This window comes from Enterobacter asburiae, assembly GCA_011754535.1.
Classification (GTDB): Bacteria; Pseudomonadota; Gammaproteobacteria; order Enterobacterales; family Enterobacteriaceae; genus Enterobacter; species Enterobacter cloacae_N.
The window spans coordinates 3,496,390-3,508,505 of record JAAQVN010000001.1; the positions used below are offsets into that span (position 1 = coordinate 3,496,390).

The window sequence follows — 12,116 nt, forward strand, 5'->3', positions numbered from 1 at the left end:
AGTGATGCGGGCAATAAACAATAATGACGTGCAGCAAAACGAGGTCACTTTTCCATGGCGAATTTTTTCATCGATCGCCCCATTTTTGCCTGGGTGCTTGCCATCCTGTTGTGTCTGACAGGCGTCCTGGCGATTACTTCTCTTCCCGTTGAGCAATATCCCGATCTGGCACCGCCTAACGTGCGTGTCACCGCCAACTATCCCGGCGCTTCCGCACAAACGCTGGAAAACACCGTGACGCAGGTTATCGAGCAGAACATGACGGGTCTGGATAATCTGATGTACATGTCCTCCCAAAGCAGCGCCACGGGACAGGCCACGGTCACCCTGAGCTTTGAGGCGGGCACCGACCCGGACGAAGCGGTGCAGCAGGTACAAAACCAGCTGCAGTCGGCCATGCGTAAGCTGCCCCAGGCGGTGCAGAACCAGGGGGTCACCGTGCGTAAAACCGGTGATACCAACATTCTGACTATCGCGTTTGTCTCCACCGATGGCTCAATGGATAAACAGGACATTGCGGACTACGTCGCCAGTAATATTCAGGACCCGCTCAGCCGTATTAACGGCGTAGGGGATATCGACGCCTACGGTTCACAGTACTCAATGCGTATCTGGCTCGATCCCAACAAGCTGAACAGCTATCAGATGACCGCAACCGACGTGACGGATGCCATCAAAGCCCAGAACGCCCAAATTGCCGTGGGGCAGCTGGGAGGCACGCCTTCGGTTGATAAACAGGCCCTGAATGCCACCATCAATTCGCAATCCCTGCTTCAGACGCCGGACCAGTTCCGCAACATCACCCTTCGCGTGAATCAGGACGGTTCAGAGGTGCGCCTGGGCGATGTCGCTAAGGTGGAAATGGGTGCGGAGAAATACGATTACCTGAGCCGCTTTAACGGCAATCCGGCCTCCGGTCTTGGGATCAAGCTGGCCTCCGGCGCGAACGAAATGGCGACGGCGAAGCTGGTGCTGGACCGTCTGGATGAGCTGTCGCAGTATTTCCCGCACGGGCTGGAGTACAAAGTCGCCTATGAAACCACCTCCTTCGTTAAAGCCTCGATTGAGGATGTGGTGAAAACCCTGCTGGAAGCGATCGCACTGGTGTTCCTGGTCATGTACCTGTTCCTGCAAAACTTCCGCGCCACGCTGATCCCCACCATTGCCGTCCCGGTAGTGCTGCTGGGTACTTTTGCGGTGCTCTACGCGTTCGGCTACAGCATCAACACCCTGACGATGTTTGCCATGGTGCTGGCGATTGGCCTGCTGGTGGACGATGCCATCGTGGTCGTGGAAAACGTCGAGCGCATCATGAGCGAAGAGGGGCTTTCCCCGCGTCAGGCCACACGCAAATCCATGGGGCAAATTCAGGGGGCGTTAGTCGGTATCGCGATGGTGCTGTCGGCGGTCTTTATCCCGATGGCCTTCTTTGGCGGTACAACCGGGGCAATTTACCGTCAGTTCTCAATTACCATCGTCTCGGCGATGGTGCTTTCCGTGCTGGTGGCGCTGATCCTCACCCCCGCGCTCTGTGCCACCCTCCTTAAGCCGCTGCACAAAGGGGAACATCACGGACAGAAAGGGTTCTTCGGCTGGTTTAACCGTATGTTCAACCGCAATGCCGAGCGGTATGAATCTGCCGTCGGTAAAGTGCTGCACCGCAGCCTGCGCTGGATGATGATTTACGTTGTGCTGCTGGGCGGCATGGTGTGGCTGTTTCTGCATCTTCCCACCTCGTTCCTGCCTCAGGAGGACCGGGGGATGTTCATCACCTCGGTGCAGCTCCCGAGCGGCTCCACGCAGCAGCAGACGCTGAAGGTGGTCCAGAACGTGGAGCAGTACTTCTTCACCAAAGAGAAAGATAACGTTGTCTCGGTCTTCTCTACCGTCGGCTCCGGCCCGGGCGGGAATGGGCAGAACGTCGCCCGCATGTTTGTCCGCCTGAAAGACTGGGACGAACGCGACGCCAGAACGGGAACTTCGTTCGCCATCATTGAACGGGCAACCAAAGCTTTTGCGGGCATTAAAGAGGCACGCGTTTTTGCCAGCAGTCCGCCCGCAATCAGCGGCCTGGGCAGTTCCGCCGGATTTGATATGGAGCTGCAGGATCACGCCGGCGCGGGCCACTCGGCGCTGATGGCCGCGCGCGACAAGCTGTTAGAACTTGCAGGGAAAGATCCCGGCCTGACCCGCGTTCGTCACAACGGTCTTGACGACAGCCCGCAGCTTCAGGTGGATATTGACCAGCGTAAGGCGCAGGCGCTGGGCGTCTCGATCGACGATATCAACGACACCCTGCAAACCGCGTGGGGCTCAAGCTACGTAAATGACTTTATGGATCGCGGCCGCGTGAAAAAAGTGTATGTTCAGGCAGCCGCGCCTTTCCGCATGTTGCCGGATGACATTAACCGCTGGTTTGTACGCAATAATTCTGGCGGGATGGTACCCTTCTCCGCCTTTGCCACGTCGCGCTGGGAGAGCGGTTCGCCGCGCCTGGAGCGCTACAACGGCTATTCGGCAGTTGAAATCGTCGGGGAAGCCGCGCCGGGCGTCAGCACCGGTACCGCCATGGACACCATGGAAAAACTGGTGCAGCAGCTGCCCGCTGGTTTTGGTCTGGAATGGACGGCCATGTCTTACCAGGAGCGCCTCTCCGGGGCACAGGCGCCCGCGCTTTATGCGCTTTCTCTGCTGGTGGTCTTCCTCTGCCTTGCCGCGCTGTATGAGAGCTGGTCGGTTCCGTTCTCGGTCATGCTGGTGGTGCCGCTTGGGGTTATCGGTGCACTGCTGGCGACCTGGATGCGCGGCCTGGAGAACGACGTTTACTTCCAGGTGGGGCTACTCACGGTCATCGGCTTATCGGCGAAAAACGCCATTCTGATCGTAGAATTTGCCAACGAGATGAATGCTAAAGGCCACGAGCTGATGGCCGCCACGCTGCACGCCTGCCGTCAGCGCTTGCGTCCGATCCTGATGACCTCGCTGGCGTTTATTTTTGGCGTACTGCCGATGGCAACCAGCACGGGTGCAGGCTCAAGCAGCCAGCATGCGGTGGGTACCGGCGTCATGGGGGGGATGATTTCGGCCACCATCCTGGCGATTTATTTTGTTCCGCTGTTCTTTGTGCTGGTGCGTCGTCGCTTCCCGCTCCGGGAGCGACAGGAATAACCCGCAGCCATAAAAAAGGCGGCTTTATCGGCCGCCTTTTTATTGTGTGATTAATTCACACTATGGTTATTTTACTTATTTTAGTGCTCTTGCAATTCTTACTGAATGTCATTTACGAAGCATGCCTTCGATAAAATCTTTCCAGTTCCCCAGTTCACGTTCAATCATAACAACCTCTCTTATTATTATGCGCATTCTACGAAAACGTATCATCATTGTGAAGACTATTTAACCAATCGCTGCGATTGTACCCCGCCACCGCCGGGGATTTATGATAAATATGAACGGAGAACCTTAAATTTTGTGTGATGGGCAGCAATATTTTGAAATAACCCTGCGAACGGGTGAGTTCTATTTTACTCGCTGAGTTTATGGGGAATTTAAACCCTATGGACATCTATGCTTAAAGGGTGAAAGAATATTCAGCGTACAAGTGTGAGTTGAATTAAGATGAAGCGTAAATCCAGACAATTCCTGAATGTGTTATATTCCACTTAAGGATATATCTTCGAATTTATTGAACATTTAATCGCCATAAGAGCAAAAGGATTCAACATGGTTGTGATGTACGGCATTAAAAATTGCGACACCATCAAAAAAGCGCGCCGCTGGCTGGAGGCAAACCACGTGGAGTACCGCTTCCACGATTACCGTGCCGACGGGCTTGATGCACAATTTCTGCATACCGCCATTAACGAACTGGGATGGGAAGCGCTGCTGAACACCCGCGGCACCACCTGGCGTAAGCTGGACGAATCCGTGCGCGCCAGCATCGTTGATGCCGACAGCGCGGCAAAGCTGATGCTCGATATGCCGGCAATTATCAAACGCCCATTGCTCTGCAAGCCAGGTCAGCCTATGCTGCTGGGTTTCAGTGAAACCCTTTATTCTGACTTTTTCGTTGAGGTGTAGTGTATGTCATGCCCGGTCATTGAGCTGACTCAACAGCTTATTCGCCGTCCTTCCCTTAGCCCGGACGACGCAGGTTGTCAGGCATTAATGATTGAGCGCCTGCGTGCCATCGGTTTTACCGTTGAGCGCATGGATTTTGGCGATACCCAGAACTTCTGGGCGTGGCGTGGCCAGGGCGAAACGCTGGCCTTTGCCGGGCACACTGACGTCGTTCCCGCGGGTGACGCAGATCGCTGGATTAACCCGCCGTTTGAGCCAACCATCCGCGATGGCATGCTCTTCGGTCGCGGCGCGGCGGACATGAAAGGCTCGCTGGCGGCGATGGTGGTGGCGGCAGAGCGCTTTGTGGCTCAGCATCCGAACCACAAAAACCGTCTCGCGTTTTTGATCACCTCCGATGAAGAAGCCAGCGCCCATAACGGTACCGTAAAGGTCGTTGAGGCGCTGATGGCGCGTAACGAGCGTCTCGACTACTGTCTGGTCGGCGAGCCGTCCAGTACCGAAGTGGTGGGTGATGTCGTCAAAAACGGTCGCCGCGGCTCGCTGACCTGTAACCTGACCATTCACGGCGTTCAGGGGCACGTGGCTTATCCACATCTGGCCGATAACCCGGTCCACCGCGCCGCGCCAATGCTGAACGAACTGGTGGGCATCGAGTGGGATAAAGGCAACGAGTTCTTCCCGCCGACCAGCATGCAGATTGCAAACGTCAAGGCCGGGACCGGCAGCAACAACGTGATCCCGGGGGACTTCTTCGTTCAGTTCAACTTCCGCTTCAGCACCGAACTGACCGACGAGACGATCAAAGCGCGCGTTGTCGCTCTGCTGGAAAAATACAACCTGCGCTACACCGTCGACTGGTGGCTTTCCGGCCAGCCGTTCCTGACGCAGCGCGGCAAGCTGGTGGATGCGGTAGTGAACGCCATCGAGCACTATAATGAAATTAAGCCGCAGCTGCTGACGACGGGCGGCACCTCAGACGGACGCTTTATCGCCCGCATGGGTGCACAGGTTGTCGAACTGGGTCCGGTTAACGCGACGATTCACAAAATCAACGAGTGTGTGAACGCTGCCGATTTACAACTGCTGGCCCGCATGTATCAACGTACTATGGAGCAACTCGTCGCCTGACGAACGCTCAGAGAGGAATAGCGAATGGATTGGCTTGCAAAGTACTGGTGGATTCTGGTTCTGGTGTTTCTGGTAGGCGTACTGCTTAACGTGATTAAAGACCTTAAGCGCGTTGACCACAAAAAATTTCTCGCCAACAAACCGGATCTTCCGCCGCACCGGGATTTTAACGACAAGTGGGACGATGACGACGACTGGCCGAAGAAAGACCAGAAGAAGTAATCCCCTCCCCCCTCGCCCCAGAGGGGCGAGGGGGCCATGTTCCCTCTCCCCTCTGGGGCGAGGGTTAGGGTGAGGGGATAAGTGTTTATATAAATTCAATAATATCATCATCATTCGGCTTCCCGCCGCTGAGCGCTTCATCAAAGTAGTGTTTCGGCACGGTATAACGCAGATGGTCGAGCGCAAACTGCATGCTGCGGTCGTCAATCGCGTGGCCCAGATCGTCAACAATATCCAGCGTCACATCCCCGCCTTCGCGCACCAGCGCTTCCTGGGCTGCCACCGCATGCGAAAGCTCAATCACCCGGTCTTCGCCGCCGTGAATAAGATGGATAGTGGTCTGCGTGGTCGCGCTGGTCGGTAGCGTCGCGTAGCGCCCGTTAAACGCGATCACGCGTGAAGCCAGACCGGGCTGCGCTTTTACGCTTTCCAGCGACATGATTGACCCCTGAGAGAAACCAATCAGCGCCGTTGCGTCAGCGCCTACGCCGCTCTGCTGCTGCCAGTAGCGTACGATGTCGATAAACGTGGGCATAATGGCATCAATGCGCGCCTGACGGTTCTCTTCCGTCACGCCCTGAACCGCGAACCACTGCCGTCCGTTCGGGCCGCACGGCTCCACGCCGCCGATGCTGACAATTAGCGCTTCCGGGAACACGGGGGCAAACCAGCGGCCAATCTGCCCCATGTTAACGGCATTATCGCCCACACCATGAAACAGGAGCAGTAACTGTTTAGCCGGTTTGTCAGGGCTTTGAACAACAAAATGGTCGTGTTTCATGGCGGTCTCCTTAATTGATGAGCAGGATTTTACGCCTCTGCGGGGTAATGACCATGCCACTTTACTGAAGAAGTCATTGAAAAAATTGCCATTGCAAAATGTCTGCTTTCAACCGCTGGCAGCGGGAATAGTCAAGGCTCTCAAGCGCTTGTGCAGCTTCACTCCGCAGCTTAGCCAGCAACGCTTTTCGTCCCGTCTCGTCCGTCTTTCCCTCGATTTTCCCGCGCAGCGCCGGGAGCGGCATGTCTGTGGTTAACACCAGCCGCGTCAGCGCGGCAACCGAGGTTGAAAATGCCCGGTGCGCAAAGGCAAACCCCGCCAGCTCCAGCCAGTCGTCACTATTAAGGGTAGCTTCCCAGGCATCGCTTACCGGGATCTTTTCGCCGTCCCGGGCCGACAGGACGCGCATATCGCGACACAAGCGCTGATGTTCCTGCGCGCACAGCCGGTGCCCGGCCTCGCTCTGCGGCAGTATGGCCATCGCCGTGTAGCACCCGCTGCTGGCTTCCCGATGGCTGCCCATTCGCACCAGCACAAAGCCGCACTGCTGCCAGAAACGCCACAGCTCGTCGGTATAGCCAAAACTGACCGAGAGATAATCTTCACCGCTGGCGCTGTGAATAAGCCGCTGGCCGATGCCTTCCCGTTGACGGTGGGGATGTACCGCAATGCGGCTAATCCGTCGCCCCTTCAGCGTCGCCGCGAGTGGCGATCCGCCGTGCGCCGCCAGCGACTGCGCCACAAGGTTCCCGCGTGGACGACGAAAGCCCGCCCACACCGCGCGGCTCAGCTCAGGAGGCAATCCCCCCTCTTCCACCAGCCAGAGCGCGCCAGCGATATCCACACCCGCGTGTGCAACCGCAAAGTGCTGGCCAGGTGCGTCCATCATCCGACGTAAATCGAGCGGAGACGTCCGGTAGTGCGCGGCACACAGCAGTTCATACACGCTTGCCACGCGTGCCGGGTCGCTCTCCCACATCCGCGGCTCCAGCGTCCGTAAACGCACCTCACCTTCCGGCTTGCTGTCAATAAGCGCATCGTCAAACAGCAGCGTATTCCCGACTATCCGCTCAAGCGGACACCCGGCTGCCCAGCGAATGGGGGTGGATAAGGTATAGCGCCGCAGCCCGCTGAACCGGGCGCAGAACTTGAGCAGAAACCCTCTGCCCGTGCCTTCATAACCCTGGACCGTGGTGGTCAGCAGTACGCGGGGAAAGCGCGCCACCAGCTTGTCCAGCAGCGGGCCAGGGATGGCGGCGGCTTCATCAACAATCAGCCAGTCGGCTTCTGTCGCGGAGGCCAGCAGCGCATCCGGGGCCATAAAGTGAAAACGCTCGCCGGCGAAGCGCGCAATAACATCCGTTGCCCCTTTTGCCGGTGCCGTCACCACTGCATTTCCGTGGATGCCGTTGAGCAGCATCCCCGCCAGGGCTGACTTTCCGCGTCCGCGCGGTGCCGTCACGGCAGCGACGCCCGAAGGCATGGCCAGAAGCGCGTCGAGGATCTCCGCCTGCTCGCGCTGCGGCTCGCCGCTGGCAGGCTGCCAGGCGGGAAGCTCCGGCGCAGCGGGAAGAGAGAGAGGACGATGCTGTTGCCAGACGATCGCATCCGCATCGGCGGCAAGCGTCCGGCAAAAATGGTGAACGAAGTGCGGGGTGGCGATCGGCTCCGCGCTGTCGCTCCAGCGTACGGAATCGCCGTCGGGCCTGTCGGCCCACTCTGAGAGCGGGGGCACCAGCAGCACCAGCAGGCTACCGGCACGCAGCGTCCCGCTGAGCGCGGCAAAGGCTGAAACGTCAAACCCGGCACGCGCGTCAAAAACGGCGTGAAGGTATTCGCGGCCCAGCAGTCCGCTAACGGCTTTAGAGGGATTGTCATCCAGCCACAGCCAGTCTCCCGGCAAGGCATCACGCAGGCCAACCGCCTGGCTGAACGTCCACTGTTCATCACCCGTGAGCACCACCAGACGGCGGTGCCCGGTACGCTCAAGCTCGCGCGTCAGATGTTCAAACGACACCATCACATGGCTTTGCCGAAGGTATTACACTGGGCCGGATCGCCGCTGTCAAAGCCGCGCTTGAACCAGCTGTAGCGCTGCTGCGACGTACCGTGAGTGAAGCTGTCCGGCACGACATGACCCTGGCTCTGCTGCTGTAAACGGTCGTCGCCGATAGCCTCAGCCGCGTTTAATGCCTCTTCTAGATCGCCGGATTCCAGCACGCCCTGCTGCTGCATGCTGTGGCCCCAGACGCCCGCAAAACAGTCCGCCTGCAGTTCCATTTTGACGGAAAGGCGGTTCACTTCAGCCTGAGATGCATTCTGCTGAAGCTGGCGCACTTTGGGCTCAATCCCCAGCAGCTTTTGCACGTGATGGCCGACTTCATGCGCGATAACGTAGCCCTGGGCAAAATCACCGTCAGCGCCAAGCTTGCTTTTCATGTCATCGTAAAAAGAGAGATCGATATAGACGGTGCCGTCTGCCGGGCAGTAGAACGGCCCCATCACAGATTGCCCGGTACCGCATCCGGTGCGGGTTGCGCCCCGGTACATCACCAGCTTCGGCTGCTGATAGGTGCGCCCCATCTTCTCAAACTGCTGACTCCATGTGTCTTCAGTTGTGGCGAGAATAACGGAGGTAAATTTGGCCGCTTCATCTTCATTCGGGCTGATGGAGCGCGGAGATTGTTGCTGCTGTTGCAGCGGTTGACCGGTCATCAGACCGGTGAGATCGACGCCGTAATAGCCCGCGACCAGCACCACAATCAGCAGGATGATACCGCCCTTGCCGCTGGGTAAGCGGAAGCCGGGCCCGCCCATTGAAGGGCCGCCACCACCATCACCGCGTCTGTCTTCTACATTGTCACTTTCACGACGCCCTTGCCAGCGCATAACCACCTCGAACTATTCCATTAATAATAGCTATGATCGTAGGCGGTTAACGGCAAGATTACCATAGGAAACAAAGGTAAGACGCCAAAGGATGCGAACATCCTTTGGCAACAGAGGGACTTAGTCGAGCTTAACGCCTAAACGGTGAGCAACCGCTTCGTACGCTTCAATCAGGCCACCCAGGCTCTGACGGAAACGGTCTTTGTCCATTTTATCCAGGGTTTCTTTATCCCACAGGCGGCTGCCGTCCGGGGAGAACTCATCACCCAGCACCACTTCACCTTTGAACAGACCAAACTCCAGCTTGAAGTCGACGAGGATCAGGCCCGCGTCATCAAACAGCTTTTTCAGCACGTCGTTGGCTTTGTAGGTCAGTTCCTGCATGCGCGCCAGGTTCTCTTTGCTCACCCAGCCGAAGGTTTCGCAGTAGGATTCGTTGACCATCGGATCGTGCATAGCATCGTTTTTCAGGAACAGGTCGAACAGCGGTGGATTCAGTTCGATACCTTCTTCAATGCCCAGACGCTTCACCAGGGAGCCTGCCGCACGGTTACGAATCACGCACTCAACCGGAACCATATCCAGTTTTTTCACCAGACATTCCGTATCGGACAGCAACGCTTCCATCTGGGTCGGGATACCCGCTTCGGCCAGTTTGGTCATAATGAAGTGGTTGAACTTGTTGTTCACCATGCCTTTACGATCGAACTGCTCAATGCGTGCGCCATCCCCTGCTGACGTATCATTGCGGAACTCGAGCACCAACAGATCCGGGTTCTCCGTGCTGTATACGGTCTTCGCTTTGCCACGATACAACTCAGCTTGCTTCTGCATCTTCATTACTCCTGGTGTGATAATTTGTGTTCAAAACCGGGTATATTATGCCACGCACACGTTTGCGTAGCACGAAAATAAAAAGGGCGGGATTAACCCGCCCTCGTATTTATTTGCTGAATGCCGCCTGGAACACAGCAACCAGCGCATCGTTCTGCGCCTGGGTCAGCGTGTGACCTTTTGGATCGATAAACTGCAGACTGCTGCGGTTATCAAGGTCGCCTACCTGAATCTTGTAGTCACCGGAAGCAAGCTGAGGATCTTTGGCGCCCAGCTCCTGCCATGCGCTGTCGGACAGCGGCTTATAGGTCGCCGTCATGCTACCGGTTGAACGGGTGCTGTCGGTCACTTTCATGCCCACTTTTTCCAGCGTCGCCGGCAGACGCTGCCAGGTCTGGTTAAACGGTGCACGCACCACCAGCATTGGCAGGCCGGTATCATCCGCGCCGCTCTGAACGTCGTAAGTGACGCCGTTACGGTTCTGCGCGGCGTTGGCGGCATCGGTAGCGGTCTTATCCAGACCTGCGGCAATCACGTTCAGCATTTCAGTGCTGTAACGCTGCATAGAGGCGGCATCCGCAACCGGTTTACCCGCCTGCTCCAGGTTCAACAGCTTAACGTTAACCGCCTGCTGGTAACCCTGTGGTTTCACGGAGACCTGATAGCGTCCACGGTACTGCTGATCTTCATCAAGACGGTTCCACTCGATCCAGTCGGTGGTTAACGTCTGGCTGGCGTCATCACGTTTATCAATGGTGTAGTTCTTCGCCTGAATAACGCTGACCACCTGTGGCCACAGATTGCTTCCGCGCGCGCTTTCAACCAGCAGAGAGGCCGTATCACCGGTAAACTGGGTACGCGCACCGCTCACCAGCGCCAGAGGCTGAGCTGGCGGACGAATATCAAGCGCTTTACCGACCAGACCACTGCCGTTGGTCACGGGGATATTATAATCGCCGTTTTGAATCGGCAGGATCATACCAGCCGGTGCATGAAGTTCAGCAAGCGGGGTCGCATCCAGATAGGATTCATCACCGCTCACCTGGCGCTTGTAGCGCGAGTCTGAACTACAGGCAGCGAGCAGCATAACAAGCGAAACACTCGCAACCTTCGCCAGGCGCGACTTCTGTACTGAATAAGCCATCAAATCTCCCTAAACTTTACAGCAAACCGGCATGCTTCAGCGCTGCCCTGACGATATCGCGACCGTGGTCGGTAATCGGTGTCATAGGCAAACGCAGCGTATCGGATGCTACAAGCCCCAACTCCTTACACGCCCATTTCACTGGGATCGGATTGGGTTCGACAAATAATTTATTGTGCAGCGGCATCAGACGCTGATTAATGACGCGCGCTTCATCATAGTGACCGGCTGCGGCCAGTTTGCACATTTCAGCCATATCGCGCGCCGCAACGTTTGCCGTTACGGAGATCACGCCATGGCCACCGAGCTGCATAAAGTCCAGCGAGGTCGCATCATCACCACTCAACAGGATAAAGTCGTCTGAAACCAGCTCTTTGATCTGATGAACGCGGCTTAAGTTCCCTGTCGCCTCTTTAATACCGATAATATTTTTTACTTCCGAGAGACGACCAACGGTTTCCGGCAGCATATCGCAGCCGGTACGGGACGGCACATTATACAGAATTTGTGGCAAGTCAGTATGTTCAGCGATGGCTTTGAAGTGCTGGAACAAACCTTCCTGAGTAGGACGGTTGTAGTAAGGGGTTACCGTCAGACAGCCCACGATGCCGCTGTCGTTAAAACGTTTGGTCAGGCTGATCGCTTCTGCGGTTGCATTAGCGCCTGTTCCCGCAATGACCGGAATACGTCCGTCAGCCAGTTCCAGGGTCAGCATAACCACATCGCCGTGCTCTTCGTGGCTCAGCGTTGCAGATTCACCGGTAGTCCCTACCGAAACGATCGCCGAGGTTCCATTGGCGACATGGTAATCAATCAGCTTCTTCATGCTGGACCGGCAGACATTACCTTTTTCATCCATCGGTGTAACAAGCGCGACAATACTTCCCGTGAACATGAGCCATCCTCTGTGCGAACAAGAGTCTCAATGGTACGTTTGGAACTGTAATAAAAGCAAGCGACCTGAGGCCCTCTGGCGGTTGTATGCACGTTTTTTTTATGCTTTCCTTAGGAAGACTTAACCATGCAAAGGAAGAA

11 protein-coding genes are annotated in these 12,116 nt (G+C 56.6%); 4 read left to right on the forward strand and 7 right to left on the reverse strand.

What is annotated here, in order from left to right; all coding sequences use genetic code 11:
• Positions 1-54 precede the first annotated feature (54 nt).
• On the forward strand, positions 55-3,168 hold the full coding sequence (gene acrD / locus HBM95_16475) for a multidrug efflux RND transporter permease AcrD (protein ID NIH44516.1): 3,114 nt from the start codon (positions 55-57) through the stop codon (positions 3,166-3,168).
• Between the two features lie 108 nt (positions 3,169-3,276).
• Here the strand turns inward: acrD and ypfM are convergent, their stop codons facing one another.
• On the reverse strand, positions 3,277-3,336 hold the full coding sequence (ypfM, locus tag HBM95_16480; protein ID NIH44517.1) for a protein YpfM: 60 nt from the start codon (positions 3,334-3,336) through the stop codon (positions 3,277-3,279).
• Positions 3,337-3,723: 387 nt separating this feature from the next.
• On the opposite strand from ypfM, the gene HBM95_16485 reads away from it, so the two are divergent.
• Genes HBM95_16485 through HBM95_16495 form a run of 3 tightly spaced genes read left to right on the forward strand, consistent with a single transcriptional unit; the run spans position 3,724 to position 5,433 of the window.
• The gene (locus tag HBM95_16485) at positions 3,724-4,080 is read left to right on the forward strand and encodes an ArsC family reductase (protein NIH44518.1); all 357 of its coding nucleotides are present in this window, start codon (positions 3,724-3,726) and stop codon (positions 4,078-4,080) included.
• 3 nt (positions 4,081-4,083) lie between these two features.
• Complete coding sequence (gene dapE / locus HBM95_16490; GenBank protein NIH44519.1) at positions 4,084-5,211, forward strand: succinyl-diaminopimelate desuccinylase; 1,128 nt, start codon at positions 4,084-4,086, stop codon at positions 5,209-5,211.
• 24 nt (positions 5,212-5,235) lie between these two features.
• Positions 5,236-5,433: a YpfN family protein gene (locus HBM95_16495; GenBank protein NIH44520.1), complete on the forward strand. Its 198-nt coding sequence runs from the start codon at positions 5,236-5,238 to the stop codon at positions 5,431-5,433.
• Positions 5,434-5,518: 85 nt separating this feature from the next.
• Here the strand turns inward: HBM95_16495 and ypfH are convergent, their stop codons facing one another.
• From ypfH to dapA, 6 genes are all read right to left on the reverse strand, one after another.
• Complete coding sequence (ypfH, locus tag HBM95_16500) at positions 5,519-6,214, reverse strand: esterase (GenBank protein NIH44521.1); 696 nt, start codon at positions 6,212-6,214, stop codon at positions 5,519-5,521.
• Positions 6,215-6,287: 73 nt separating this feature from the next.
• On the reverse strand, positions 6,288-8,234 hold the full coding sequence (locus HBM95_16505) for a tRNA(Met) cytidine acetyltransferase (protein ID NIH44522.1): 1,947 nt from the start codon (positions 8,232-8,234) through the stop codon (positions 6,288-6,290).
• Entirely contained in the window at positions 8,234-9,103 is an 870-nt protein-coding gene (locus HBM95_16510) for a neutral zinc metallopeptidase (GenBank protein ID NIH44523.1), read from the reverse strand. The genes HBM95_16505 and HBM95_16510 overlap by 1 nt, the downstream gene beginning before the upstream one ends.
• 120 nt (positions 9,104-9,223) lie before the next feature.
• Positions 9,224-9,937 (reverse strand): phosphoribosylaminoimidazolesuccinocarboxamide synthase, encoded by a 714-nt coding sequence (purC, locus tag HBM95_16515; GenBank protein ID NIH44524.1) that lies wholly within the window; start codon positions 9,935-9,937, stop codon positions 9,224-9,226.
• 109 nt (positions 9,938-10,046) lie between these two features.
• A complete protein-coding gene (gene bamC / locus HBM95_16520; GenBank protein ID NIH44525.1) occupies positions 10,047-11,081 on the reverse strand; it encodes an outer membrane protein assembly factor BamC in 1,035 nt (344 codons plus the stop codon).
• Positions 11,082-11,097: 16 nt separating this feature from the next.
• Entirely contained in the window at positions 11,098-11,976 is an 879-nt protein-coding gene (dapA, locus tag HBM95_16525; GenBank protein ID NIH44526.1) for a 4-hydroxy-tetrahydrodipicolinate synthase, read from the reverse strand.
• Positions 11,977-12,116 lie beyond the last annotated feature (140 nt).

Coding starts and splice junctions, on each gene's coding strand:
- ypfH (NIH44521.1), bottom strand. CDS start 6,214: ATGAAACACGACCATTTTGTTGTTCAAAGCCCTGACAAACCGGCTAAA.
- dapE (NIH44519.1), top strand. CDS start 4,084: ATGTCATGCCCGGTCATTGAGCTGACTCAACAGCTTATTCGCCGTCCT.
- HBM95_16505 (NIH44522.1), bottom strand. CDS start 8,234: ATGGTGTCGTTTGAACATCTGACGCGCGAGCTTGAGCGTACCGGGCAC.
- purC (NIH44524.1), bottom strand. CDS start 9,937: ATGCAGAAGCAAGCTGAGTTGTATCGTGGCAAAGCGAAGACCGTATAC.
- HBM95_16485 (NIH44518.1), top strand. CDS start 3,724: ATGGTTGTGATGTACGGCATTAAAAATTGCGACACCATCAAAAAAGCG.
- HBM95_16510 (NIH44523.1), bottom strand. CDS start 9,103: ATGCGCTGGCAAGGGCGTCGTGAAAGTGACAATGTAGAAGACAGACGC.
- bamC (NIH44525.1), bottom strand. CDS start 11,081: ATGGCTTATTCAGTACAGAAGTCGCGCCTGGCGAAGGTTGCGAGTGTT.
- acrD (NIH44516.1), top strand. CDS start 55: ATGGCGAATTTTTTCATCGATCGCCCCATTTTTGCCTGGGTGCTTGCC.
- dapA (NIH44526.1), bottom strand. CDS start 11,976: ATGTTCACGGGAAGTATTGTCGCGCTTGTTACACCGATGGATGAAAAA.
- HBM95_16495 (NIH44520.1), top strand. CDS start 5,236: ATGGATTGGCTTGCAAAGTACTGGTGGATTCTGGTTCTGGTGTTTCTG.